The organism is Treponema saccharophilum DSM 2985, from assembly GCF_000255555.1.
GTDB classification, from domain to species: Bacteria; Spirochaetota; Spirochaetia; order Treponematales; family Treponemataceae; genus Treponema_D; species Treponema_D saccharophilum.
In genome coordinates this window covers 22,792-49,242 of record NZ_AGRW01000045.1, presented here as the reverse complement: position 1 = coordinate 49,242, position 26,451 = coordinate 22,792, and the positions used below count along the sequence as shown (strand labels likewise).

The 26,451-nt window shown below is 53.4% G+C and carries 14 protein-coding genes; 5 read left to right on the top strand and 9 right to left on the bottom strand.

Features of this window, described 5'->3' with window-relative positions:
- Positions 1 to 14: 14 nt before the first annotated feature.
- The gene (locus TRESADRAFT_RS06765) at positions 15 to 1,046 is read left to right on the top strand and encodes an FAD:protein FMN transferase (RefSeq protein WP_002704112.1); all 1,032 of its coding nucleotides are present in this window, start codon (positions 15 to 17) and stop codon (positions 1,044 to 1,046) included.
- Here TRESADRAFT_RS06765 and TRESADRAFT_RS06760 read toward each other — a convergent pair.
- From TRESADRAFT_RS06760 to TRESADRAFT_RS15090, 6 genes are all read right to left on the bottom strand, one after another.
- The gene (locus TRESADRAFT_RS06760; protein WP_002704111.1) at positions 1,022 to 2,065 is read right to left on the bottom strand and encodes a Gx transporter family protein; all 1,044 of its coding nucleotides are present in this window, start codon (positions 2,063 to 2,065) and stop codon (positions 1,022 to 1,024) included. The genes TRESADRAFT_RS06765 and TRESADRAFT_RS06760 overlap by 25 nt on opposite strands.
- Complete coding sequence (locus tag TRESADRAFT_RS06755; protein ID WP_002704110.1) at positions 2,049 to 2,396, bottom strand: NusG domain II-containing protein; 348 nt, start codon at positions 2,394 to 2,396, stop codon at positions 2,049 to 2,051. Before TRESADRAFT_RS06755 ends, TRESADRAFT_RS06760 begins: the two co-directional genes overlap by 17 nt.
- A 198-nt stretch (positions 2,397 to 2,594) precedes the next feature.
- Positions 2,595 to 3,968: an MATE family efflux transporter gene (locus TRESADRAFT_RS06750; RefSeq protein ID WP_002704109.1), complete on the bottom strand. Its 1,374-nt coding sequence runs from the start codon at positions 3,966 to 3,968 to the stop codon at positions 2,595 to 2,597.
- 183 nt (positions 3,969 to 4,151) lie between these two features.
- Entirely contained in the window at positions 4,152 to 4,643 is a 492-nt protein-coding gene (locus TRESADRAFT_RS06745) for a hypothetical protein (RefSeq protein ID WP_002704108.1), read from the bottom strand.
- A gap of 39 nt (positions 4,644 to 4,682) precedes the next feature.
- Positions 4,683 to 6,956: a GGDEF domain-containing protein gene (locus tag TRESADRAFT_RS06740; protein ID WP_002704107.1), complete on the bottom strand. Its 2,274-nt coding sequence runs from the start codon at positions 6,954 to 6,956 to the stop codon at positions 4,683 to 4,685.
- Between the two features lie 63 nt (positions 6,957 to 7,019).
- Complete coding sequence (locus tag TRESADRAFT_RS15090) at positions 7,020 to 10,541, bottom strand: two-component regulator propeller domain-containing protein (RefSeq protein WP_002704105.1); 3,522 nt, start codon at positions 10,539 to 10,541, stop codon at positions 7,020 to 7,022.
- Positions 10,542 to 10,913: 372 nt separating this feature from the next.
- On the opposite strand from TRESADRAFT_RS15090, the gene TRESADRAFT_RS15085 reads away from it, so the two are divergent.
- Entirely contained in the window at positions 10,914 to 12,986 is a 2,073-nt protein-coding gene (locus TRESADRAFT_RS15085) for a methyl-accepting chemotaxis protein (protein ID WP_002704103.1), read from the top strand.
- A 29-nt stretch (positions 12,987 to 13,015) separates the two neighbouring features.
- Here TRESADRAFT_RS15085 and pbpC read toward each other — a convergent pair whose 3' ends face one another.
- The 3 genes from pbpC to TRESADRAFT_RS06715 all read right to left on the bottom strand — a co-directional run bounded on the left by pbpC (position 13,016) and on the right by TRESADRAFT_RS06715 (position 22,370).
- On the bottom strand, positions 13,016 to 15,325 hold the full coding sequence (pbpC, locus tag TRESADRAFT_RS06725) for a penicillin-binding protein 1C (protein ID WP_002704101.1): 2,310 nt from the start codon (positions 15,323 to 15,325) through the stop codon (positions 13,016 to 13,018).
- A 7-nt stretch (positions 15,326 to 15,332) separates the two neighbouring features.
- A complete protein-coding gene (locus TRESADRAFT_RS06720; RefSeq protein WP_002704099.1) occupies positions 15,333 to 20,864 on the bottom strand; it encodes an alpha-2-macroglobulin family protein in 5,532 nt (1,843 codons plus the stop codon).
- 633 nt (positions 20,865 to 21,497) lie between these two features.
- Positions 21,498 to 22,370 carry an EamA family transporter gene (locus TRESADRAFT_RS06715; RefSeq protein ID WP_002704097.1) on the bottom strand — a complete coding sequence of 291 codons (873 nt, stop codon included), beginning with the start codon at positions 22,368 to 22,370 and terminating at the stop codon, positions 21,498 to 21,500.
- Between the two features lie 246 nt (positions 22,371 to 22,616).
- On the opposite strand from TRESADRAFT_RS06715, the gene TRESADRAFT_RS06710 reads away from it, so the two are divergent.
- From TRESADRAFT_RS06710 to TRESADRAFT_RS06700, 3 genes are all read left to right on the top strand, one after another.
- Entirely contained in the window at positions 22,617 to 23,156 is a 540-nt protein-coding gene (locus tag TRESADRAFT_RS06710; RefSeq protein ID WP_002704095.1) for a hypothetical protein, read from the top strand.
- 18 nt (positions 23,157 to 23,174) lie between these two features.
- Complete coding sequence (locus tag TRESADRAFT_RS06705; RefSeq protein ID WP_002704093.1) at positions 23,175 to 25,712, top strand: leucine-rich repeat domain-containing protein; 2,538 nt, start codon at positions 23,175 to 23,177, stop codon at positions 25,710 to 25,712.
- A 79-nt stretch (positions 25,713 to 25,791) separates the two neighbouring features.
- Positions 25,792 to 26,265 (top strand): hypothetical protein, encoded by a 474-nt coding sequence (locus tag TRESADRAFT_RS06700; protein ID WP_002704091.1) that lies wholly within the window; start codon positions 25,792 to 25,794, stop codon positions 26,263 to 26,265.
- Positions 26,266 to 26,451: the final 186 nt, after the last annotated feature.

The following is a 26,451-nucleotide window of genomic DNA, read 5'->3' as shown; positions in this document are numbered from 1 at the left end:
CGAAATTGTCTCATATGAGAAGTTTTTTTGTGTGCGCGGCTTTGTGCGCTGCCCTCGTCTCCTGCAAGAATGTCAGGGTGGCCGACAGTTTTGCCGCGATGAACACGTTCATGAGCGTCCAGGTTTTCTCGGCGGACGAGAAGAAGGGGCGGGAAGCCTGCGCCGATGTCCGCGACGAGATTGCGCGCCTTGAGAAGTCGCTTTCCGTGACGATTCCGGGGAGCGACGTTTTCAGGATGAACAATTCCGCCGTGCGCGATGTTCCCGTCTGCAAGGATGTGAAGGAGCTTGTCGATTTTTCCTCGTTCATGTATGCGAAGACGGGCGGGCTGTTCAATCCGGCGATATATCCGCTCGTCCGCGAATGGGGATTCACGACGGAGCAGTACGAGGTTGTCGGGAAAACGCGGATAGAGGCGCTTCTTCCGCTGACCGATTTCTCGAAGATGCGCGTTTTTTCCGCGGAATCGGGGGCGTCCCAGTTCGTCGCCCGTCTTCCCGCGGGGATGCAGGTCGATTTCGGCGGAATTGCGAAGGGCTATGCGGCGGACAAGGCTGCCGGAATCCTTTCTTCCCGCGGGATAAAATCGGCGCTCCTCGATTTGGGCGGGAACATCCACGCGCTCGGGACGAAGACGGACGGCTCGCCCTGGACAATCGCGGTGAGGTGCCCCTGGAATCCGGACGATGCTGCCTGCGCGGTAAAAGTCGAGTCGAAGGCAGTCGTCACGAGCGGCGGATACGAGCGTTTTTTTGTCGGCGACGACGGGAAGAAGTATATCCACATTTTCGACCCGAGAACTGGAAGCCCAGCCGAAAGCGACGTGGAGAGCGTGACGGTAATCTGCGGGAAGGGAATGTACGCGGACTGCCTGAGCACGTCGCTTTTCGTCATGGGGAAAGAGGGCGCCGTTGATTTTTGGCGGAAGACGCGCGATTTCGATTTCATCCTTATTACGAAAGAGCGCGGGATTGTCTATTCGCCGGGGTTGTCCGGTTCGATAAAGCTCGTTTTCCCCTTTCAGAGCGTTTCCGTTGCCGGGTGATTCGTTCCGCCATCGTCCGATTCCGTCCCGAGCGTTTTTTGTATCCGCCGGAAAATGCCGCCTTCGGACGTTCGGAACGTGTCGCTCAGCGCCCGGTAATAGAGGAGGGACAGCGCGAGGAGCGAATCCTTCGGCGGGCGGAGGACGACGGCGCATTGGCTCAGCGCGCTTGCCGCCGAAAGCCGGAGCGATTTTTGTATTCCCGAAACGAGCGCGCCCTGCGTTACGGCAATGCTCCCGATTTTCATGATGACTTTTCCTTCGGGGGCGAGAAGTGCCGCGGCGATGACGAACACCCAGAGCGAGAGATGGGGAAGAACGAGGATGCGCCGCTCGCACAGTTTTTGCGCCGCCAAGCTGAGGCAGAGCGCCAGTACGAGGACGGGGATGCTTCTGACGAAGAAAACGGAAGCCGCCGAAAGGAGGAGCGCGACGGCGAGTACCATCTGGGCGTGCCGGTTTTTCCGCCAGCGTCCGGAACTGCCGTCGGTTGCCGCGAGGTGCGCGCAGATGGTTCCGCTTTTTTTGATTGATGGATTTCCGATTTTGCCGCAGAAAAACGCCGTGATGATTCCGCTTGCCGTGTTGAAAATCAGCATCGCGCCCAAAAGCGTGAACGTTCCGCGCCCGAGGTAGAGCGAGCAGCAGATAATCTGGACGACCGCGCTTATCGCCGAGCCGAGGACGGAAATTCCGTAGAGCGAGAGCAGTTTTCCCCCGAGCCGCGCGTTCAACCGTGAAACAGCGTACATGAAAAAGCCGCTTGCGATGCTCTGCGCGAGCGAGACCGGAAAGAACGGAGAGAAAAGCGTCCCCGCCATCATCGAGGATGCCGCCGCCTTTACGGCGCAGAGCGCCATGAACGGCATCGGGGGCAGGCTGAACGACATGAGCAGTGCGATGTTTCCCAGCCCGAGCCTGAAAAACGGCACCGTCCGCGGAAGAATCGACTCGATGTACGAGAACAGGAGCGTGAGCGCCGAAAGGTATGCGACCTGATTCTTAGTTTGTAAGCGCATCGTATTCCTCGTTTCCGCCTTCGAGCTGTATGATGACGTCGTTCGGCAGGCACACGAGCGTGGATGCCCAGCCCTGATGGACGCATGTTTTGTTCGGGCATGCCGAGTCGAGGATTCGTATCCGCCCGCCCCGTATCTCGAATTTCGTCATTCCGTTCTTGCCGCGCACCTCGCGGATTCCGTCATCGCCCGCCGGGAATTCGTATTCTGTTCCGGCGGCTTTCACGAAGACTTTCGCGTTTTTCCGGAATGTGGTTCCCGCGCACAAAAAAATCCCCGTCGCAAGAACGAGGAGAACGACGAGAAAATCAAGCGGCCGGAATCTTTTCATGGCGCGATTATATTTCATGTTCCACGTCGTGAGAATACGGACGGGCGAATCGGTTCCTTCTTTGGAATTTTTCTCGGAAAAAAACGGAACTGGATGCCGGCTGATTCTGCGCGGGAGGAATTTCGGTGGATGATGGCTTCTCGTGTCATTCCGAAGCAAATTTTCCTGCGAAAGGCGTTCAGGATGACAAAAAACAAATCAGCCGTTTTTGCTGACGGCACCAATGCTTTTTTTCTGGCTTCTGCTTACTATTGCGAACGCTATGGCGCAGAGAAGTATCTGCACGAATGTCGAAGACGGCGTGGCAAGCCCGATTCTGAAAAGCGTCGGGTTTTCCCCGAGGCTCATCGCGTAAGAGACCGGGATGCGGACGCAGAACGCGCCGATGATTCCCTGCATCATGACGAACGCCGTTTTTCCGCAGCCGTTGAAATAGCCGATGAAGCAGAAAAGGAACGATACGAAAAGCGTGTCGATTGCGTATGCCTTGAGGTAGCTGTGCGCGGCGCTGATGACGGCATCGTCCTTCGAGAAAATCATCGCGAGGAAATTCCCGCGGAAGAATGCGATTGTCCCCATCGTCACCCCGCAGACGAGCGAGGCGGCGATGGCGCAGGCGAGCGCTTTTCTCGCCCTGTCGAATTTCTGTGCGCCGATGTTCTGCGCGACGAATGCGGAAAGCGATTGCGAGAACGCGATGGGGACGAGCATGATGAACGCGCACACGCGCTCCGCGACACCGACACCCGCCGACGCTACAAGCCCGAGCCGGTTTATTATCGCCGCGATGACGAGGAACGAGATTGTGACAAGCCCGTCCTGAAGTGAAATCGGGATTCCTGTTTTGCAGACGGACGCGACGATTTTCGGATTCCAGCGGATGTTCCGCCTGGTGAAGTCGAAGGGAAGCCCCTTTCTTTTTGCGAGCGTTATGCAGAAAACGACGCTCATCGCCTGTGACAGCACCGTTGCGATTGCGGCTCCCGGTGCGGCGAGGCCAGCCGCCGCGACGAAAACGAGGTCGCCCGCGATGTTCGCTATGCACGATACGAGAACCGTGACGAGCGGCGTCTTCGCGTCGCCCATCCCGCGGAAAACGCTTCCGAGAATGTTGTATCCCGTGATGAAAATCGTTCCGGCGGAGCAGATGTGCACATATGAGACAGTTTTCTCGAACGCCTCCTTCGGCGTTTTCATGATGGCGGTGAACGGACGCGTCATGAAAACCATGATGAGCGTCACCGCCGCGGAAAGCAGAATGAAAAAGAGTATGCTCGTCCCGACGATGTCCGCCGCCTTCTCTTTTTTTCCTGCCCCGAGCGACTGCCCCATCTGTATCGTCGTTCCCATCGCAAGCCCGGCGATGATGAATGTTATCGTCTGCATCATCATCGTTCCTGTCGTCACCGCCGATACGTCTGCCGCCGTGCCGAACTGCCCGACGACGAGCAAATCGACGGCGCCGTACAACGATTGCAGGAAAAGCGCCCCGAGAACGGGAACGGCGAAGCGCAGGAGCTTTCCGGCAATTTTCCCCGAGGTGAATGAAATTTTCTCGTCTTTTTCTGTCATTTGAGTCTCCCTGTGAATGTCTGTCTTGCCCGGAAAATGGTTGTGGCGGAATCTTGTCTGATGCAAAAAAAAGCCGGATAAGATTCAGGCATTTCAGCCCGCACCTTATCCAGCTTGTCATTTCTTCCGAATGATAAACCCTCCGAGTGAGCAGCTCATGGTAGCAGTTTTGCGCGGAAAAAATCAAGGCTCATGGTTTTCGCCTTGCGGATTTATTCCGTTCATTCTGAAAACGAGGCGGAGGAAAACGGGCATCAGAATCAGGATAAGAACGAAGCCTATTATCATGCTCGTCGCGAGCGAATGGAGGAACATCGGCGCGAACGGAATCTGCGCCCCGTGCGCCGACGCGCTTTTCCATGCGAGAAAAACCATGAGGAGCGTTATGAGCGGCGTGTAGACGCAATCGGAGACGAGCGATTCCGCGACGCTTCGGGGAAGTGTGCGCGGGCGGAGCGACAGCGCGTCGCATATTTTGTCGGAAAGGGGCTTCACCGGAACGGCAAAACCGATAAGAAGGCTCAAAGCCGTGCTCGCGGCGAAGCTTATGGCGAAGCCCTGCATCGTGAAATGCCCGGAAAGCGCGTTTCCCGACAGCGACAGGCAGAAACTGAGCGAGACTCCCATCAGCACGCTCATCTGCAGCCCGATTTTCTTCATCGTTTTTCTTTCCATATTTGTCTCCTCGCTTTTGGTTGGAATTATGGCGGAAATCTATTTGCGCCTTTTTGCCGTCTTTTTTTCCAGGAACTCGACGAACGCAAGCTCGTCGAGCGGCTTCGAGTAGAAGAACCCCTGAACCTGGTCGCATTCCGCGTCGCGCAGGAAATCCCGCTGCGATTCCGTCTCGACGCCCTCGAAAATCGTCTCCTTCTCGAGCTCCTTGCTCATGTTGATGAGGCTTTTGATGAAGCCTGCCGATTTCTTGTCGAGGTTCCCGTTGCTTCCTGTCGAAAGGCGGAGGAAATCGCGGTCGAATTTCAGTACGTCGACGGGTATTTTCGTGAGCATGTTGAGCGACGACTCGCCGCTGCCGAAATCGTCCATCGCGACGGTGAATCCTTCCTCGTGGAGCCGGTCAGTTATCTCGCAGAGCGTGTTGTTGTCCATCACGGAGCGCTCCAGGATTTCGACCTGCACGAGTTTCGGCGATATGTCGAATTTCCTGAACAGTTTCATGAAATCGTGCATGAATTTTTCCGGCTTGTTGTGGTTCCTGCTCATGTTCACGGAAATCGGCACGATGTTTTTTCCCTCGGCAAGCTGCATGTGAATGAATTCGAACACGCGCTCGTAGACGTAGAAATCGAGCTTCGTGATGAACCCGTTCTTTTCGAAAATCGGAATGAACGTGTCCGGCGTGAGGCTTCCCAAATCCTTCGACTCCCACCGCACGAGCGCCTCCGCGCCCACAATCTTGTCGTCGGAAAGCCGTATTTTCGGCTGGTACATGACGTAGAATTCGCTTCCCAATAGCGCGCTTTCCATCTTCGTCTCGATGAGATGCTCCTGGTTGCTTTTGTCGAGGAGGCGCGAGTTGTAAATGGAGAACGGGACGAGAAGGTTGTCCTTCACCGTGCTTTTTGCGAACGAGGCCTGGCCGATGAGGTCTTTTATCGTGACGAGCGGTTTTTCCGACGGGCGGAGGAACGTGATTCCGAACTTCGGGAAGAACGGAATCTGGAATGATTTGACTTCCGCGCATATTTTTTCGACCGATTCCTTGAAATCGCGTATGGCGTGCTTCGCTTTGTCCACTTTCATGAGCGAATAGAAATGGTCGGCATATCCGCGCGCGATTATTCCGTGGTGTTTTTTCGTCATCTTGTCGAGCAGCTTCGAGTAGAAAAGGATTATCTCGTCCGCCTTTTCCTCCCCGTAGTTCTGGTTTATGAATTTGAACCCGCGGATGTCCGCCTCAATCAGCATGAAGCAGTCGTTCGGCATCTTCTTGAAAAAATCGCTTGCCTTCCGCTCGAATCTCTCCCTCGTCCAGAGCATCGTTAGCGGGTCGTAGATGGACTCAATCATGTGCCTGCTGTAGAAATAGCGGGAGACGAGCTCCTCGATGAGGAGGAGCGTCAGGAGCGCCGCCGTCGATATGACGAGCGTGAGCGCTTTCGTCAGGTTCTGCTGCCGGTAGAGTTTTGTGCGCTGCTCTTTGGGGAACGCGACGCCGAGCGTCCATCCGCACTCGTCGATTTTTTTGTGGAACAAGTCGACGGGGATGCCGTTCTCGTTCTCGGTCTCGTCGATTCCGGAGTCGGATGAAGCCGTCACGTTCGACGTGATGCTCTTGTACTTCTCGGTTTTCGGGACGAAGATTTTTCCGATGTATTCGCTTTTCGGGTGGATGAGGAATTTTCCCGTCCTGTCCATGACGTAGACGGAGCTGTTCGAGCCGATTTTGATTATGTCCGCGATTTTCTTCAGCGTGTCGACGATAATTGCGGCGCAGAGCGTTCCCTTGAATTTCCTGTCCTTGTCGAATATGGGAATTTCCACAACGAAAACGGGATTTTCGCAAAACGGCGTTTCGATTATGTCGCTGACGAAGTAGGTGCTGCTTCCAAATTCCTCGGGCGACAGGAGGTATCTCCGCCCGCTCAGCCCGAGTATGTTCCCGTTCGAGAAGAATCCCGTTTTGTTCGTGTCGACGTAAAAAACGGTGTAGAAATCGTCGTGCACCAAATCCTTGTTCTGCACAAGCCATTTTTGGATTTCAGAGGATGTCGCTGTCCTGAACATATTCTCGTCATACAGCGACATGAGCGATGTCTTGTGGTTCTCAAGGTAGAATCGTATTGCATACGTGTAGCCGTCGAGCGTTTCTTCCCTGCGCTGCGTGTACCGTTCCTCCGCGTCCCTGAGCGAGCGGCTCATAACCTTGCTCGTAAGAACGAAGACGAGCGAGATTATTATCAGCCCGACGGAAAACATAGATATGAATTCGGCTTTTTTCTGGCTTATCCGCTTTTTCAAATCCATGCCGAATATGATAACATATCGGCGCCAGAAATAAAGACAAATCGGCGGAACAATGTGCCCGTCTTACACGGTGAACTGGACTATCTGCTCGCTGATGTCGGCGATTGAGTCCTTCATCTTGAGCGACATTTCGGAAAGGTCCGTCCCGCTTTCGCGCACGCGCCGCGCTCCTGCCTCCATCTCGTCGACTGCCTCCATCATCACCGCGCTCGATTTCCTCAGGCCGCCCATGTTGCCGAGTATATCGTTGTTGCGCTCCGACATTTCGTGCGCCGCCCCGGTTACTTCGTCGCTGCTGCGCTTGACCGTAATCAGCGACTGCATGACGATTTGGGAGCCTTCGGTCTGCTCGTCCATCGACTTTTTTATCTGCTGAACGATGCCGTTCGTGTGCGCGATTTCGTCGGAGACGGCGGTGAAGGCGCTGCTCGATTCCTGCGATGCTTGCGCGACGTCCGATATCGAGGACTGGATTCCCTTGAGCTGCTTCCCGATTGTCTTCGACTGCATTGACGACGTTTCCGAAAGCTTGCGAATCTCATCGGCGACGACTGCGAATCCGCGCCCCGCAACGCCCGCGTGTGCCGCCTCGATTGCCGCGTTCATCGCAAGCATGTTCGTCTGGCTCGCGATTGCCGCGATGGCGGTGTTCGCCTCCTGAAGCATCTTCGACTTTTCCTCAATCTGGGAAATCTTGTCGTTTACGGCGGACTGCTTTTCCTGCCCCGTTTTTGCAAGCCCCTCAAGCGAGGCGAACGAATTCGCCATGTCGTCCATCGCGGAATTCACGCCCCTGATGTTTCCGACCATCTGCTCTACGGCGCTTGATGCCGAGCGCACCCCGTCCGCCTGCGAATTTATCATCTGCTCGAGCGACGTTATGCTCCGCGCGATTTCGTTGACGGCTCCCGCCGCCTCCTGGACGCTGTCGTTCTGGGAATTTATCGAGGAATGGACGCCGTCGATGTTCGTTATTATCTGCTTTATCGCGCCCGCGGCGTTTTCCGTCGACTGTCCCATGTCCGCGCCGACGTCGTTGAGCTTCGATTCCGATTCCTTCATCTTTGCGATTATCCCCTGGAATTTTTCGAGGAATTTGTTCTCCTCCGTCACAAGCTCGTCGAAAATCCTGAATGCGGAACGGCGCCTCATCGCGATTCGCTTCGTCAGGTCCGCGTTCCCGCTCGAAAGCTCGGCAATCGAGTCGCGCAGGATTTTCAGCTGCTTGATTATCGAGATGATGACCGTCGCAAGTTCCCCGATGATGAGCGCGATGACGAGTGCGACGACGACCCAGAACCACGGTTTCTGCCTGAGGTAGGCTTCCTGCACGAATTCGATGCGAGCGTCCTCGTCGCTTTCGATTCCGTCGCCGTTTCGCGCGATTATGTGGAATTTGTACGTTCCCGGCTGCAGGTTCGTGTAGAACGCCGTCCGCAACGACGTCCATTCCGTGTAGTCTGCCTCGAATCCGTCGAGCTTGTACTTGAATTTGACTGGCTCCGACGAAAGAAAGCTCAGCCCCGCGAATTTGATGCTCACGCGCTTCGTCCCGGCGGGTAGCGTTATCGTCCCTCCATCCGACGGGTAGGTGAGCGCGTCATCGACCAGTATCTTCTCTATATGGAGCGAGGGCTTCGTGGTGTTTGCCCTGAGTTTTTTCGGGTTGCAGAGGGCAACTCCGTCGACAAGCGTGAACCACATCGTTCCCCGCGAGTCCATGATGCTCAGGCTCGTCGATGTCGCCCCTCGCGTTTTGAGCCCGTCGAACCTGTTGAACAGTTTTGCCTCAAGCGATGCTGATTTTCCCTCCGCCATCGACTTCATCGCGGAAAGCGAGACTTTCCTGATTCCGCCGTTCGTCGTCATCCATGCGTTTCCGGCTCCGTCGTCAATCATCTGGAAAACGCTGTCGGTTCCTATTCCGTTGGCGTTGCTGAAATTGAAAAACGATTTCCCGTCGAACCGGCTTATTCCCGTTCCCGTGCAAATCCAGATGGCTCCGTCGTTGCCGCGGTGTATCTTGAATATGATGTTTCCGGCAAGACCGTTGTCCGTCGTGTACCGCGCGACGACTTTCTCGTTCTTCATGACGAGGATGCCGCCGCCGTCCGTCCCGAGCCAGACCGTTCCGTCGGCTTTGTCCTCGAAAATGCACATTATGTACTCGTGCGCAAGCCCGTTCTGCTTCGTGTATGTGCGCACCTCGCCCGTCGTGCCGTCAACGACGGAAAGCCCCTTCGTCGTCCCGATGTAGATGTCGTGCGTCCGCGAATGCTCCACCGCGACGCGCACTTTCTCTCCGGGAAGACCGTCCTCCTTTTTCCATTGGCCCGCGAGCGTCCCGTCCGTGTTGAACAGTAGCTGGCCGAAATTCGCGTATGTGCTGACGAGAATCTTTCCGCCGGACGTGATGGCGACATGGCGGATTCTTGCGCTCCCGCAGAATTCCGTGATGCCGTTCGTCTCGCGCGTCAGCGTTCCGTTCGAGTCTGTACGGAAACACGCAAGCCCCTTGTCGCAGCCGAGCCACACGCGCCCGTCCGTTCCTTCCGCGATTGCGTTCACCGCGGAGGGGAGGGGAATTGTCCTGAACAGACCGCGGTTCATCTTCTGTATTCCGGCTTTGTCAGTCGCGACCCAGATGTTTCCTTCTCGGTCCTCGACAATCCTGTTTATGTTGTTGTCGATAAGCCCGTCGTCCTCGGAATATCTCGTCATCGCGCCGTTCTTGTAGATTGAGATTCCCGCGTCAGTCGCGAACCAGATTGCCCCTTCCGAATCCTGCGTTATCGAGTCTATCGTCGTTCCTTTTCCTGTTCCACATGAAAGGTCGAATAGTTCCTCGCCGCTTTTCGAGGCTTTGACTGCAAAGCAGGGCGAGACGCCGAACCACAGCGCGCCGGAAGCGTCCTCGGAGACGGAGGTGACGACCGAATTTTCCATTCCGGGCGATGAGAGCGCGTATTTTGACGGCGCGTTTCCGTTGAACACGTAAATTCCGCCTTCCTCGCTCGTGGTTACCCAAATCCGCCCCGACGAGTCGCAGAAAACCGAGGTGCATATTCCCGAAAGGTCTTTTCCCGCGCTCACGTCCGGGCGCACGACTTTGCAATCGGGCGTTATGTATGATATTCCTCCCGCCGTCGCGACCCAGATGTTCCCGCGCGCGTCCTGGGCTATCGAGCGGACGGAGTTGTTCGGAAGCCCGTTTTCCGTCGTGAACGACAGGATTTTCTCGTCGCTGTCCATCACGATGCGGAAAATACCCTCGTCGTTGCTTCCTACCCAGATGGCGCCGTCCGCTGCCTGGAAGAGAGCGCGCGCGGAGATGAATCCGTAGCCGCCGCCCGTTTCCTTGTTGTAGATTGAAAAATCAAGCCCGTCGAACCTGACCATTCCGCCGTATGTTCCGAAATATATGTATCCGTCCCTGTCCTGCATCACGTCGGTTATCGCGTTGCTCGGAAGTCCGTCTTCTGTCGTCCAGCCCCTGCTGACATACTCGGACATGAATGAATTCTCGCAATGTGCTCCCGCAAGAACAGCTGCCGCAAGTAGTGCGAGAAAAAAGATACGTCTCATAAAATCTCCTTAGGAAAATACTTGTCGGGGCGCCAAAAATAATGGTACGGGCATCCCCTGAAAATTTCCTTATAGCTCCGTGTTATAGCCTATAATTATAACATATTTTTAATGATAGTCACATTTTTCCGTGGCAACAATCGGACGGCGGGAACGGGAGCGCGTAAGTGCAAAATTCCGCGTCAAAATGGTATTAAAGAAAGTAAAAAGTAGTCGGAATGTTCCTAATTATACGGATGCTTTCCTGTTGTTTTTTTCGGGGGCAATGTTACTATTCATAGTATTGCAACAATGTGCAAAAAATGAGCCGATTCGGAAAATTCAGTTTTCCCGGATACATGCCTTTTTGTGGAAATTAGGAGATTACAAAAAATGACTCTTTTAAAACGCTCGCTTGTTATGATTTCGATTCCGACATCCATCCTTTTTCTTGTGATGCTGTGTATTTCGTCGAGCAGGCTCAAATTCTATTCGACAAACCAGATGGAGGATAACCTGATAAGCGCAAGCGACGCCGCCTCAGAGTACGTCATGAACGTGATGCGGAAGCCGCGGGTTCTGCTCGAGGCGCTGAACGACGTTTTTCTTCAGGGGGCGTTCGCAAGCGAGGAGGAGAACCTGAACCTGTTCGAGAACCTTACCGAATCGTACGTCGACTCCACCGGGTTCTACGGCGTCATCGACGGGGTTTATTACGACGGGACAGGATGGGTTCCCGACGAGGGATGGAACCCGCTGACGAGGCCGTGGTACACGGGAGCGGTGGCTGAGCCGGATAATTTCGTGTATTCCGACGTCTATATCGATGACCAGACGAAAAGCTCTATCGTCAGCATATCGAAACGGGTTTTCAACACATTCCATGAGCCGCTCGGCGTCGTTTCCGTCGACTGCAAGCTCGATTCGATAAAGGACGTGTTCAGCAGGATAAAGCGGAACAACGACGAGGATATGTTCATCCTTTCCGAAAAGGGCGCCTTTGCCGTCCACGAGAAGTATACGGCGGACGACAACATCGGCTCGGTCAACGGCGGCGAGTACCGGGATGTCGCCGGCAAATTCCTTTCCGGCGGCGATGAGATTTTCTCCGCGATGACGGGCGGCGTGCCGTACCTCTACAAATCGACTCCGATTGAGGGGACGCACTGGTATTTCGTGTACGGGCGCCCGCGGTCCGCCGTCAACACTTTCGTGAACAAGACGATGAAAATCATAATCCTTTCGTTCGTCGTGCTCTTCGCCTTCATATTCTTCTCGCTCGTGCTCATCATGAGGAACATAGTCCGCCCGATAAAGCTGACGGCGAACGCGCTTTCGGACATTTCGTCCGGGGATGCGGATTTGACAAAGCGCATAAACTTCCTCCCGCCGTCGGTGGAGATGAGGACGGTCGTCGAGAGCTTCAACGATTTTGCGGACAAGCTTCAGAATATGGTCAGCTCGATAAAGTCATCGAGCTCCGCGCTTGACGTCGTTTCGAAAAACATGAAGGAGAGCGTGTCATCCGTTTCCGACTCGATGACGAAGATACGGCTGAGCATCGGCGCCGTTCAGGAGCATGTCCAGGACCAGTCGAACGGGTTCGAGGAGACTGCCGGGACGATAAAGGTCGTCGCCGAAAGCATTTCGTCGGTGAACGATATGATTGACGACCAGACGAGCAGCATCCGCGGGTCGACCGTCGCCGTCGGGCATCTTGTCAGGAGAATCGAGGATATAAGCGCGTCGATGGAAAGCATGGCGTCGTCGTTTTCCGTTTTGGGGCAGGAAGCGCAGAACGGCATAACGAAGCAGAACAACGTCAACGAGCGCATCTCCATCATCGAGCAGCAGTCGCAGATGCTTCAGGAGGCGAACATGGCGATTTCATCCATCGCCGAGCAGACGAACCTTCTGGCGATGAATGCCGCGATTGAGGCTGCCCACGCGGGGGAGGCGGGAAAGGGATTCGCCGTCGTCGCGGACGAAATCAGGAAGCTTTCGGAGACGTCCGGCGAGCAGTCCGCGACAATCGGAATGCAGCTTCAGAACATTCAGTCAAGCATAAAGGAAATCGTCTCCGTGTCGCAGGAGTCGAGCGCGGCTTTCTCGTGCGTTTCGGCGCGCATACGCGAGACGGACGGGCTTGTGCAGTCGGTGCGCTCGTCGCTTGAGACGCAGAGCGAGGACTCGAGGAGCGTCATCGCCTCGCTCGAGGAGATGGACAAAACTGCGGAGAGCGTGCGGAAGGCTTCGAGCAGCATGGCGGAGGGAAGCTTTCATGTTCTCGGGAAGATGGACAACCTCCGCACGTCGCTCAATGCCGTCAGGGAAAGCATGTCCGACATGCTCGGGAACGCGCAGTGCGTCGTTCGGGACGGAGTCAAGCTTGACGGCGGTGTCGAGTCGCTTGAGGAGAACGTCCTCCGCCTCGGAAAGGATGTCTCCCGCTTCAAGATTGACTAGCTGCTTTTATTGCGATTCCGCGGCTGCGGCTACTCGTCGTCATCGGCGACAATCGTGAACGTTCTTGAGACGACGGTGCCGTTTGAGTCGCTGAGCGTCAGCGTGTGTTTTCCTGCGCGCGGTGTCACCGCCATGTCGTGGTAATGCCGTGTCATCCCCAAAAATTCACCGTCCAAATCCCAGTATACTGTCCGCGACGGGTCTCGGCATGCCGCCTGCATGACCATCGCGCCGTCTTTTCCGTCAATCTCGACGGGGATTATGAGGTTTGCTCCCTGCTCCGGAAAAACAATCGAAAGGTCGTTCACCGCTGATTTCTTGTGGTTTTCGGTGAATGCGGGCAGCGGTTCGTATCCGAAGTTGATTTTCTTGTACCACAATTCGATTCCGGGGGGAAGGACGAACCGTTTTTGGGTTACGGGAAGGACGCCTCCTTCAAGGTCGTCCGCTGTCGCCTGGAATTTCAGGTCCGGGGTAAGCGATACAATCCGGCAGTACGGGCAGACAAAAACGGCCGGCGCTTTTTTTGGTGCGAGAGACGTTTTTACGGAAGGGCAGTTTGTGCCGGAAAGAAACCCGGAATGCGCGCATACCTCGACCTCTTTCAGGTCGAATTCCGGTTTTGCGGGCCAGGTCGTCCTCGAAAGCGCGGAAAACAAATCGAAGAGAACGGGTGCCGATGTCATGAAGCTCCGCAGCTCCGAATTTCCGTGCCCGTCAGCATTCCCAATCCAGACGCCGACGGTGTATTCGGGCGTTGTTCCGACTGCCCATGTGTCCCTGTTCCCGCTCGACGTTCCTGTTTTCCATGCGATTTTTTTTGAATGGGCGTACCGCTGCCAGTTCGCTTCCTCAAGCGGCCGCGTTCCGTTTGCCAGCGCCTCAAGCGTCAGGTAGGAGCTTCCGGACGATGAGGGAAAATCGGCTAGTGGAGACTGGGCTTTGTTCATCATTCTCGCATATGCGAAGACGACTTCCTCCAGCATCGTCTCCCCGCCGCCAAGTATGAGCGGAAGCCCGTAGTCGTCGGCGGAGCGGGTGAATGTCGTAAAACCGCATTTTTTCAGATGTGCCAAAAACGCGTTCACGCCGTATTCCCGAAGCTCGCGGATGGCGGGAATGTTGAGCGAGCGCGAGAGCGCTTCCGATGCCTGGATGACGCCCTGATATTCCGGAATGTTGTTTCCCGGGCTGTAGCTTCCGATTCTTGTCGGGACGTCGATGACGAGCTGCTCGGGAAGAAGCTGCCCGGAATCAAGCATCGCGGCATACAGGAACGGCTTTAAAATGCTTCCCGAGCTTCTCTTCGCGCGGACTAGATTCACGTCGTAGCTGTCCGGATTGGCGTCGTAGCCGCCCGTGTTCCCGCAGTACGCGAGGATATCAAGCGTTTTCGTATCGACGACGAGGGCGGCGGCATTTGAGATGCCCTTTTTGCGGAAATTCGCTGACCATCTTTCGAGAATCCGCGCCGTATTCGCCTGTATTCCCGAATCGATTGTCGTCGCGAATTTCGATTTCTGCTTTTTCGCCTTGCCTTTCTCGCTTCCCTTCGAGGACGCGATGAGGAATTCCAGATAATGGGGAGCAGAAGAGGGAAGCGCGTACGGTTTTTCGGGCAGCTCCTCCTCAAGGGACAGCTGGAGCACCCTGCCGTCAAAAAATCCCCGCTCGTGAAGCTTCCGCAGTAGTGCGTTTCTCTTTGCGAGAAGAATTTCCTTGTTCGCGCCGGGATAGACGAGTGACGGCTGGTTCGGGAGAACCGCGAGCGTCGCCGATTCAGCCCAAGTAAGGTGGTCGGGCGAGCGGTTGAAATAGCGCCATGACGCCGCCTCAAGTCCCACGACGTTTCCCCCGAACGGGGCGTTCGCCACATACAGCTCGAGTATTTTTTTCTTCGAGAACCGCATTTCGAGGGAAACGGCAAGCACCGCCTCCTTCGCTTTCTGGAAAAAAGTCCGCTTCGGATGGTTTTCCAGAAGGCGCACCGTCTGCATCGTTATCGTCGAGCCGCCGGAAACGACGCGGGACTGTTTCAGGTTCATGGTGACGGCGCGGGCGAGCGAGAGCGGGTCTATACCGAAATGGTATCTGAACCGCTTGTCCTCGAACGCGATGATTGCGCTTTCGAATTTCTCGGGGACTGTTGACGATTCGAACCTCCATTGCTCGTCTGCGGCAACCTTCGCGCCCAAAAGCCGTCCGTCGTTGTCGTAGACGGCGTAGGAAAGCGGGCGCGCGGAGAAGTCGAGCGTGAACGAGCTGAAGAAGACGAGAATGACGACCGCAGACAGAACTGCGGCCGCCACAAAAACGCGCCTCGGCACATTGTTCAGCATGGGTCGCCTATTTTATGAGGTTGACCCGCTGTCCCGGCTTCACCGCGGAAATCTTGTCGTCATACATCGCTTCCGCGTGGATTGCGGGAATGATGTAGTTTCCTTTGTACGCCAGCGTCGCGTCGAATTTGAACATGACGGTCTCCGAGGCTTTCAAATCGAAATACGTGTAGATTGCGTCGTCTCGGATGTCCTGGTACGTGTAGTTCGAGTCGATTTTGTCGGATGAAAGCCGCTCGTTCGTGAATTCGAATCCGGTCGGGACGGGGACGGTCAGCGCGAGATTCTGCAGGTCTTCGCCGCTCGTGTTCGTTATCTGTATCTCAACCGAGACGCTGTCGCCCGTTTCCTTCTCCGAGATTCCCGAAAGACCCGTGACGGTCATCCTGATTCCGGAATTCTGCTCGACCTCCGTTCCTGCCTTCGACATTCCCTTTGCTGTCAGCGCGCCGAAAATCGTCTTGTCGCCCTTGTTCGCCACGGTGACTTCCTGGACGCCGGAATCCGACGCGGGAAGTTTTTCGACGACCGTGCCGCCGGAGATTTCGTTCGAGATTTTCTTGCCGGCGGACAGAAGCTCATAGGCCGCGGGAATTTTCGACTTTGAGGTGTAGAACGGGATGAGCGAGAACAGCGACCATGCCGTTTCCTGCGTGTTGAGCCATTGGGTGCCCGACAGCGTTTCCGCAATCTGCTTCGCAATCTTGTCGGCTGCATTGTCCTCAATCATGCCGTAAGCGAAAAGGAGAACAGCCTTTTCCCTTAGCGGCGAGGAGAAATCGCTTCCGTAGCCGCGCCTGCCCTCTCCCTTCTCCTTGTATTTTTCCAGAAGCTCCTTTGCGACGCTCTTCCGTCCCGATTTCGCGTAGCTTGCGGCAAGCAGGAGTCGCGAATCCCCGGCAAGCGTTTCTGAAAGCGCGAGCCTGTTCATAGCGCCGATGTTCGCGCGTCCCGCAAGCGCAAGGACGAAAAGCCTGTACGCCTGCACGGAAGCCGATACGCCCGAACCTGCGTTCTCCCATGAAGAAGACGATTTCGACAGATAGCTGAGCGCGCTGTTCAGCATGTCGTCGGAAACGGAATAGCCGTGGTTCCGCGCCTCGACCATGAAATGCGACGCGTAGCAGGTTCCCCATTCGTGCGTGGTTTGCGAGCCGGGCCAATATCCGAACGTCTTTTCGCCCGTCTGGTATTTCGGGTACCGCTCAAGGACGGAATTCACGTTCGTCTTTATCTCCTCGATTTTCTCTTTTGAGAGCTTCGTGAATTCGGGAATGTAGAGCTGCGGGAAACCGCCGCTCGTTATCTGCTCGATGCACCCGTGCGGATATTCAATCAGGTAGGAAAGCCTGCGCTCGAGAGAAATCTGCGGGAACGTCGAGATTTCGGCAAAAAGCTCCGTCGTCTGGTTTTCCGTGGGGGAATCGACTTTGAATGTGCCGCTTTTGCCCGCCGGGACGGAGAACAGCGTATTGTACGCGACCGGAATGCCCCGCGATTTTACGGTTACCGAAGTCTCCGCCTTCGCCGTTCCCGAATCGCAGGAAGCCGTCGCCTTGAACAAGGCTTTTCCCTCAGCTTTTGTCATGACTTTGAAAAAGAGAGTTTTCGTCTCGTTCGGAGAAAGCCCGACCGTCTGCGCGAACGATGATTTTATCGCGCCCGTGACAGCCAGCGCCACGTCCGCTTCCTGATGGGATTCCGTGTTGTTGAACACGGTTACGGGAACCATAATCTCCTCGTCCGTTCCGAGCGTGCGGGGGAGCGTCGCCTGGACCATCAAATCGCTTTTTACGGTGACGGTTTTCTCCGCGCTGCCGTAGGAACCGGCATGACCCGCAATGACCATCGCGCGGACGGCGCCTATGTATTCGGGCATGAGGAATGTCTGCGATTTTTTCTCGCCTGGAGCGATGGTGAACGGGCCGAAGAATTTTACGACCGGCTTGAACCGGTTCTCGTCGTTGTTGCCGTTCGCCCTTATATCCTCGGAACCGCCGATTGCCAAAAGCGTCTCAAGCTTTCCGCTGTACGCGCTCATCACGTATTTGTACAAGTCCCAGTTCGAAAGCTGGGACGCCTCTTTTTTGTAGAATTCGCTCCGCAGATTCGGGCTGTGGTAGTTCGTGAGGCCGAGCAGCCCCTCGTCGACGACGGCGAGCGTGTATGTCATCCTCTTTCCGTTCTTTTCCGACACGGAAATCGTCGCGTTGCTGTTCGGCTGGAATGATGGCGGCACCGAAATGACGGGGGATAGCTCCGTCTCGGGGTCGTCGACTGTTACGGGGATGACCCCGTAAAGCCGTACGGGAAGGCTGTTCTCCGTCTGTCCGTGCGGCTGCAGCAATGTCAGGTGGACATACACGTTGGGAGCCATGTCGGACGATATGGGAAGGTCGTAGACGGTCGTCCCGTCCGTCGGCTCAATCCATTCCTGCTTGTAGACTTCCCCGGATTTTTCGATTGTGACGAACGCCCTCGCGCTCTTGTTCGCGGTGAAGCTTATGTGCGCCTGCTCGCCGACTTTGTATCGCTTTTTGTCGGAGACGAGCGCGACCATGGCGGCGCTTCCAGAGCCGTCTTCCTGTGCGCGGCCCGCCCAGCCCGGCCAGTCGACATATACGATTTGTGCCGCGCTGTGCCCCTCGCTGTCAGTCGCGATGACGAAATACCGTCCCCAGTCGGGATACTTTATGTTGAATTTGAACGAGCCTCTTCCGTTCGTGATTTGCGCCGTCCCGGAATCGATTCTGTTCACGTACTGCGAGGAAACGTAAGTCGCGCTCGAATACGCGTCCTTCTCCCACCACCATTTCCAGTCGATTTTGTATATCGTCCACTCGATGTTTCCTGCCGGAACCTCGTTTCCCTCCGGGTCGAGAAGGACGACATCGACGGTGTGGTCGGTGTCCGTCAGGAGCATGTTCCGCGCGGCGTCCCCTTTGGGAAGCTTTATTCCGACGTAATGCGGGTACGGTGAATATTCGATTGATTTTGACTGCGTCGAATAGGCGTCCGACGGCTCGAAAATCCTGGTGATGAAATTCGCCCGGAGTTTTCCCGGAAGGTTCCTTCCCGCGTACAAGTCCTTGTCGAATTTTGCGGTTGATGCGGAATCAAGCTTTCCCGACCAGACGATGGAGCGGTCTGAATTGACGGAGCGCGAGGCATTGGTGAAAGTGTAATCGGAGAACCTGCTGAATGAGGTGGACGCGGGCGTGAACAGAACCGAAACATCCGCCTTGTATCCGGGAACCGGCGCCCCGTGAAGCCATGAGCCGGTGACGGTGAACGAATTTCCTGTCCTGCTCAGATATTTCGAATTCGTCTCAAGGCTGACCGCGAGCCTGTTCGGGATTACGGTCTCGACTTTCAGCGATTTGTGCCATTCGTTTCCGCCTATTTTCACTTTCGCATCGTAATTTCCTGTCGCCGACTCGTCGAACGTCCTCGTCTCGATTTTGTAGAATCCGTCCACGGATTCCGTTATGACCTGCGAGTCAACCTCGCGCCCGAGCGGGTCTGAAAGCGTGAAGGTGACGGGAATGTCGGCGGGAAGCGATTTTTTCAAATCCTGAAGGACGAACGTAAGATATATGTCGTCGCCCGGCCTCCATACGCCCCGCTCGCCGTATATCGCGCCTTTTACGCCTTTTTCCGTCCGCTCTCCGCCAACATCGAAGTGGCTTGTCGAAAGCATCGTCCCGTTTGAGAGGGGGAGGAACGAACTGTGCTTCCCGTCGGAAGCCGTTATCACATACGCTTTTTTCGATGATTTCTCGTCGAACGAAACCGTTCCGTTCTCGTCGGTCTTTGCCGAGCCGAGCAGCTTTCCTATGAACGAATACAGGAACACATCCGCGTTCTTTACGGGTGCTGCGGTCTTCAGGTCGGATACGGTGCAGTAGTATTTTCCGTTCGCGTCCATTTTTGCCATTACCGCCAAATCGGTTATGAGGATATTCCTCGTTATGAGCGCCCTGCTGTTGTAGCGCGGCATGTAGTAGGCGGGATGGCACGGGTCATTGTCGTAATACCAGAACGAGCTTCTCGTGTCGTAATCCAAATCGTTGTAATAATCCCACCAGCTCTGCTCCCTCACACCGTCTTCCTCGATTGTGTCGGGCGGCATCGGTATCGCGCTGAAATCCCGGTGACCCTCGGTGCACCTGTACATTATCTGGTCGTGCCTGAACGAAACCCGTATCTGGAACATTCCGCCCGGATATTTTTTCACCAGTTCCGTCAAATCAAGCCCGCGGTTGACGAAAACATCCTTGTCGGAATCCTCCCACTTGAAGAAAACTTTCTTTTCCCAGACCGGCTCGCCGACCCGGTAAAGCTCGCGCTGCCCGTCAAGCTCGTTCACCTGAAGGAACTGGTTCATGTTCCTGCTTTCTATCGCGTATGCCTGAATCAGAAGACCCTGAAGGTTCAGCGTCTGGACGGGAAGAATCGTCCCGCTCGATGACGGAAGGATGACGCCGTCATTCGCGAAGCGGATTTCCGGCTTCTCCCATGTTCCGTTGATGGGGGCAGACGCGCTCCGTGCAAGCAGCGTCCCGTCCGAGCCTTTGATTCCCTCGCCGAACGATACGGCAGTCGAGTCCGACCAGTTGGAATCCGTGTAGACGGTCAGGACGTTCCCGTTTATGACGGAATTGTAGTTTTTGTAGTCGGCAAGGATTTTCGTCTCGTCGTCCTTTCCGCTGAACTTTATAAAGGAAGAGATATCCTGCGTCTCGTCGAGCTCCTGCGAGAAGCTGGCTGAAATCGCGTTTTTGTTCGCGCTGTTTATGTCTATGACGGCAAGCTCGCCTTTTTTCGGAAAATTGATTTTCCTGCTTCCTGCGAGAAGCTTGTCGAGCTGGGGATCGACGCCGAGCTTTTTTCCGTTCCATGTGATTTCGACGGATTTCGCCTTGTCGTCCTGCGTCACCGGTACTGAAAAATTCCATATTGCGGAATCTATCGTCGCCTTCCATCCGACATCCCGCTTCGAGCCGTTTTCCGTTGCGGCAACCATGCTTTTGGCGGCATCCTCGTCGATGCCGATGTCCGTCGTGAGCCGCCCCGAGATGGTGAACGTATTGCTTTCGGGGTTCAGGATTATGTCGTCGAAAGCGACCTTGTATTCCGCGTTCTTCACGGCAAATTCGCGCCGGTAAACCGCGTCGTCGAATTCAGCCGCGAACAGTTTCTTGCAGTCCACGGAAAGTACAATCTGGCTTCCTCCTTCGTACGGTTCCTCCGGCGTGAAAACGGCTGTGCGCTCGTTGTATTTCCACGTTCCCTTGACCGCGGGAGAAAGGGTAATCGCCGAATCCATCTTCTCGACGGGGTCATTGGCGAAACTTACCGATATAGGCTCCATCCGCCCTATGCAGAACGGGCTTATGGCATCTATAAAGACATCGGTCTCATGGTTGTATGATACTTGAACCTGCTTTTTCTTTGAGCATCCACAAAAAAAACTGCCGAAGAAAAAAGCGAAAGCACAGAAAGCAGCCGCGAACGCGGCACCGGTTTTTCTTTTCATATGCCTGACTCCTTTGGGCGTTTTCCAGCCCCTACTGTTTTGAATTTGACGTGTCCTGCAATTGCGATTTTCGGACTGGTTGCCTCGAAATGCGATGCCCAAAATCGCGGTGAGAGCGATACCGAGCAATCGAACACGCTTAATCTTAGAGTAGTTTTCAGAAAATTACAATTTTGCTGCGCGCGGCAACACCGCCGGAGTGCGCAGCATTGGATAAAATTTCAGGCGATTTGCATTAAAAGGGCTGTCCGATGCGCGTTGGCTGGTGCCATTCCGAACTCGTTTCGGAATCTAGGTAGTCTGAATTTCGAGTTTGGTTGAAAATTTACAAAAAAGCGTAAATCTTTAAAATTTTAATCACCACAAAAAAAATAAAAAAGAAGTACGCTTATGTATAAACAAATTGACAACCTAACCAGCATGTTTTTCAAGAGCCTAAAAGGCAACTAATCCTTGAGCAGATTGTTGCACTGAACATCTATAGATTTCAATTTGTGATGTTACGATAAGTATGCTAAAAATAAAAAACGGTCATTGAGCGAAGTCGAAATGACAATAGACCTGTTCCGCCGCCGATTTTTTATCTGCATTTTCCGTCTTGGATTTTTACAGGCGGAGCATTCCGATGAGGATTCAGGCGATTACGACTGAGGCGCAGAAAAGCTTGTATGCGATGTCCTTTTCCTTGAAGACGAGGTAGCCGCCGAGAATCGTAATCAGACAGCCGCTTTGTTTTATGAGCGTCATCACCGTGATGCGGCTTTCCGGGATTCCGTTCGCGATGAAAAGCGCCTTGTCGCCGATGATGAACATCAGCGCGAGAATCCAAATCCACTTGTTTTTTACGACGGACATGCTCACTTTCGTCCGTGCCGCGACCATGTAGAGCGCGTAGTAAACCACCATGAAAAGCATGTACCAGAACTGAAGCTGCGAGCTTGAGATGTCCTTCATCAGCACCTTGTCGAGAAATCCCGAGACCGCGTTCAGCAGGCACGAAATGAGCGCGAGAATCACGAAAAAAGTTGGAGCCTTTTTCTTTTCCGCGCTGTTTTCTTCTATTATATTGGCGCTCAAATCATCCGTTTTTCTCTTTCCGAGGGGAATGCGGAATTTCAGAAGCAGCAGCCCCAAACAGACGGTCGCAAGCCCGATTGCCTGCATCGCGCTCAATGATTCTCCGAGTGCGAATACCCCGAACGAGGTCGCGAACAGCACGCGCGACAAATCTAGGATTCCGTAAAGGCTTACGGGAAGGTGTTTTATCGACTGGAAGCTGCATATCCACGCGAGAAAAACGGCGAACGCTTTCACGGCAATGTAAAAATAGAATCTGCCTTCGAGCCCGCCAGCATTCGGAACCTGCGGAAGGACAAAAACGAAAGACAGAAACGTGTACGCGATGAGAACTTCCATAACGGTGTTCTTTTCCAGCGCCTTTTTCTTTGCGATTTCACGAAGCCCCTTGAGAACCCCGTAAAGCAGGACGAGAAGAATCCAAATCATTTAAAACTCCGAGGGCGCGGAGTATATCATATTTTCCTCTGTCTTGTTCCGGAATCCGTGTTAAGTTGCGCAGAATAGATACTGAAACAAGTTCAGCATGACGAAAAGATGAAACCACCCTATCATTATGAGCAGGTCCCGGAATCCGTGTCTTCTTGCAGTGAAAAAAAAGTCTTTAACTATTTTATGAATGTCCGTAGAATCAAAGTACATCTATAGAAAACGAAAGCATACAGGAGGCTTTTTATGTGTCCAAAAGAATTTGCGATGATTATGAAAGACGCGCTCGACGAGTTCGAGAATTGGTATGCGGAGTCTTGCTCCAACAAGGAAGCGGACAAAGAGTCTCTGCAAGAGGCGTACACCCACGCGCATCTTGGCATTGTCGCCCGGCTTCAGAGAATGATGGGCGACGGCTTCAGCGAGGATGACGACGAGAAAATCGAAGACGGCGAGGCGTTTGAGAGCTTTATCGAAAAGGCTTTTATGCGGAAAGTGCAGGAGTATGCAACGGACATTGCGATGCAGCCGATAATGCTTTCGCTCGAGCAGCACAACGAGCTTGCGATGAAGCAGATTCGGACAATCCTGAGCGCATACAGCGGCAAGGTTATCGAGAGCGACGAGGACGACGACGGCATTGAGGGAGAAGAGATGGAAGCGCGGCACAAAGTTTTCGACGGCACGTTGAGCGCAATCGGCTTTGTCAAAGGCGGCACTCTGAACAAAAAGGCGGTGGCTGACACATTCCGTGCCCTTGCCGATTTCTACGAGAAGGAGCTGTGAAAAAACAAGGAGGCGAAAATGGGGAGGACATATAAAGAAAACCTTACTCAGGAAGAAATCGACGAATTGGTAGTGAATTTGCCGCCTGACGAGGAAATGCCCGAGGTGAACCATTCCGACTACGAGCTGCTCACTCAGGATGATATTGATTCGCTTATGGCGCTTAGGGACTATGTCCCTTTCGAAGCGGAAAGCGAGCTTAGGGATTCGCTTATCGATTTGAGGGACACACTCGAAAAATGCGGAAGCCTCCTTTATAAAATAGAAAAACTCAGCGATGCCGAGCATTGCGATTTCGCTACAGATGATGTGGAAGATGAGGAAGAACCGTATTGGGCAGAAAAACTCAGCAAGGAACAGAAGAAGAAGTTCGACGAAATCCTTGTTGAGCTTAAAAATCTGCCGGAAGAAATACTCGCTGCAGGCGAAAAAGTCCTCGCGCTTGCAGTTTCCGGCGGGCTGTCCAAAGTTCAGATTGACGAGTGCAACAAGATGTATGTGAGGATTGCATCAAGCACAATCGAGCATTCATTTTTTGCGCTTAATGAAAAAATTCAGTCGCTTCCGATTGAGCAGCTGGAGCAGCTTTGCGCAGTCCGCTTTACCGTTCGGCAATCCTTCAAAAAAATGTTTTCGCTTGGAACAAAGTCGCCCCTGCTTTCAAAAGAGAACCTTCATGCGGAAATCATGCAGGATTATCAAAGCCGCATGGAAGATATGCTTTCCGATCCTGACTTTTCGAAGGAATACGATGCCGAAGACATTCCGTCTCTGGTAATGAAGAGCGAGGATGAAAAACGATGGCGGCAGTTTTTTGAAGGGAAATCGTCGTCCCCGTACTTCAGCTATTATGCGGACACGGTGCTTTCGCTCAACATTGCTTCGCTCAACTTGCAGGACAAAGTGTGGCAGTATCTGAACTATCTTGGAATTGGAACGTTGGAAGAGTTGTGCGCCCTGCCTCCTGAAAAAGTTCCGGCATTGCAGGAGGAAATGAGCAAGGTCGGTCTAGAAAATGCAGTCGGAGAGATTTCAGACAAACTTGCAGGGCTCGGGCTTTGTTTCGGAACTTCAAGGGAAGACCTGATTGCCGTCTGTGATTTTCCGCTTGTCATAAAGCATTACGGCGGAGCGGGCTTTTACGAGCTTGAGCATCCGTTTGACAGGCTCGGTACCAGGGAAGTCATAAGAAAAGGCGACGGAAAAACGGCAGAGCGAAAAACAGATTTTGCGATGATTGGCGACATAATCGACATGTTTTTGGACTTGGGCGGAACTCTGATGCACGTTCCGGGCGACACCAAAACATTACAAATCCCCCCTTTATATACGACGATACCGAGCGTGGCGTTTGTCGGCTGCAACAAACTTGAAGAACTTACGATTGGCAAAGATGTCTATGAAATCGGTTCTTTCGCTTTTGAGCTTCCTGCATTGAAAGAATTCCGATATGAAGGAACAGTCGCAGAATGGAACTCAATCAAAAAAGACAAATTGTGGAACTTCGGAATCAATGTGCCGTTTGTTGATTGTTCCGACGGAAAAGCTGACATCGCACTCTGCATAAAGGACAACGTGCTTCTTTCCTGCTCGAAGAATGCAGTGAATGTAGAGATTCCTGAGGAGGTTTGCAGAATTGCGGAATTGGCTTTTTCGGATTGCGAAAAACTTGAGTCGGTGAAAATCCCGGAAAGCGTACGGAAAATCGGCGAATATGCTTTCAAAAACTGCAAATCCCTCAAAGAAATCAACCTTCCTGAAAACCTTACGGAGATTGCAGAATATGCTTTTGAACATTGCGTTTCTTTGGAATCTTTCCGATGCCCGAAGAACTTGAAAGAAATCAAAGGCTATGCATTCTGCAACTGCCAGAATCTAGAAACACTTGAGCTGAACGAGGGGCTTGCAAGAATCGGTTACTGCTCGTTCCAGGGGTGCTTGAACCTCGCGAAGGTTTCCATTCCTGCAAGCGTCAAATCAATAAAAAAGAATGCCTTTGACAACTGCATAATGTACGCTGGATTTACCGTGGCGGAAGAGAACAAGAACTTTGCGGCGGAGGACGGAATCCTTTACAGCAAGGACAAAAAGACGCTTGTCCGTTGTCCTTGCTACTGGGGCAAAGGAAAAACCGAGGTTGTGATTCCTCAAAGCGTCGAATCCGTCTGTGAAAGCGCATTTTCGGGATGCACATATATAGAGCGCGTGGATTTTCCGCCTAACGTGAAAGTTCTGCCGGAAGATTTGTTCGAAGATTGCGGAAGATTGAAGTCCGTTCTGCTTCCTGAAAATGTCGAGAAAATGTGCAGTTTCTCATTCCTTCGGTGTAAAAGCCTTGAATCCATAACGATTCCTTCTTCCCTAAAAAAAATAGAGCATAATACTTTTTGGATGTGCGAAAAACTCAAGGAAATCCGCTTTGATGGCACTGTTGAAGAATGGCGGAAAGTCATAAGAATCCATGACTTTGCGAAAGAGTGCCCCGTAAGCGAAGTTATCTGCACGGACGGAAAAGCAGAACTCGGCAACGACAAGGAAGACTGGGAGATTATATAGTCTTCAACTATTTTTCCGATGCGATTAAAACTATGCTATCATTGAATTCCGCGGAATTTTCAAAAGAAGAAAAATAAAAATGCTGGGCGATTTCGATATAGATATCATCGTGAACGACGAAGATTTTTGGAAAGAGAAAGATGAACCAGATGAGTCAGACCTTGAGCCGGACGAAGAAATCGTAAAGACAGACAATCTGATTCACGACGCTCTGCACAAGAATCTGGTGCATCTTGAAAAATACGACCTTGACCAATGCTTTGGGAACGAATGCCCGCACTATTTTGAAGCGGACACGATTGCGGAAGTTCTGGATTATGTCAAAAAGATGAGAATCAAGGCGATTCTGATTTTTGTTGGCGGAAACCCGCAGATGAGCGAGGTGCAGGAAGCCGTTGACGCGATTAAGCCATACTGCACGGCGGAATGCATTGACCGTCCATTGCGACGACGGCGAAGAGCGACTGCTTCAGGACGAGGAATAATGCAAAATACGGACGAAATCGCAGACGCAAAACGGAAGAAAATCCTATTACGGCAGAATGTGGGATAAAAAATAAAGCATCTTCTTCCGCCCCGATTATCCGTGAAAATCCGACGAGAAGCGCTCGTATGAGTTATAGCGCTTATTTTGGTGGAATGCCAACAGGAAGACCATATACATACCGAGAGTTTGCTAATATTGCCGATGATATAGAGAACCCTGCTTTTGCAGAGGTTGTTAAGGTCTCTGGTTGGT

What these genes read in the sequence shown, in the direction of transcription:
- TRESADRAFT_RS06700 (WP_002704091.1), top strand. Translation starts at nt 25,792, where the DNA reads ATGCTGGGCGATTTCGATATAGATATCATCGTGAACGACGAAGATTTT.
- TRESADRAFT_RS15090 (WP_002704105.1), bottom strand. Translation starts at nt 10,541, where the DNA reads ATGAGACGTATCTTTTTTCTCGCACTACTTGCGGCAGCTGTTCTTGCG.
- TRESADRAFT_RS06745 (WP_002704108.1), bottom strand. Translation starts at nt 4,643, where the DNA reads ATGGAAAGAAAAACGATGAAGAAAATCGGGCTGCAGATGAGCGTGCTG.
- TRESADRAFT_RS15085 (WP_002704103.1), top strand. Translation starts at nt 10,914, where the DNA reads ATGACTCTTTTAAAACGCTCGCTTGTTATGATTTCGATTCCGACATCC.
- TRESADRAFT_RS06760 (WP_002704111.1), bottom strand. Translation starts at nt 2,065, where the DNA reads ATGCGCTTACAAACTAAGAATCAGGTCGCATACCTTTCGGCGCTCACG.
- TRESADRAFT_RS06740 (WP_002704107.1), bottom strand. Translation starts at nt 6,956, where the DNA reads ATGGATTTGAAAAAGCGGATAAGCCAGAAAAAAGCCGAATTCATATCT.
- TRESADRAFT_RS06720 (WP_002704099.1), bottom strand. Translation starts at nt 20,864, where the DNA reads ATGAAAAGAAAAACCGGTGCCGCGTTCGCGGCTGCTTTCTGTGCTTTC.
- pbpC (WP_002704101.1), bottom strand. Translation starts at nt 15,325, where the DNA reads ATGCTGAACAATGTGCCGAGGCGCGTTTTTGTGGCGGCCGCAGTTCTG.
- TRESADRAFT_RS06715 (WP_002704097.1), bottom strand. Translation starts at nt 22,370, where the DNA reads ATGATTTGGATTCTTCTCGTCCTGCTTTACGGGGTTCTCAAGGGGCTT.
- TRESADRAFT_RS06750 (WP_002704109.1), bottom strand. Translation starts at nt 3,968, where the DNA reads ATGACAGAAAAAGACGAGAAAATTTCATTCACCTCGGGGAAAATTGCC.
- TRESADRAFT_RS06710 (WP_002704095.1), top strand. Translation starts at nt 22,617, where the DNA reads ATGTGTCCAAAAGAATTTGCGATGATTATGAAAGACGCGCTCGACGAG.
- TRESADRAFT_RS06705 (WP_002704093.1), top strand. Translation starts at nt 23,175, where the DNA reads ATGGGGAGGACATATAAAGAAAACCTTACTCAGGAAGAAATCGACGAA.
- TRESADRAFT_RS06755 (WP_002704110.1), bottom strand. Translation starts at nt 2,396, where the DNA reads ATGAAAAGATTCCGGCCGCTTGATTTTCTCGTCGTTCTCCTCGTTCTT.
- TRESADRAFT_RS06765 (WP_002704112.1), top strand. Translation starts at nt 15, where the DNA reads ATGAGAAGTTTTTTTGTGTGCGCGGCTTTGTGCGCTGCCCTCGTCTCC.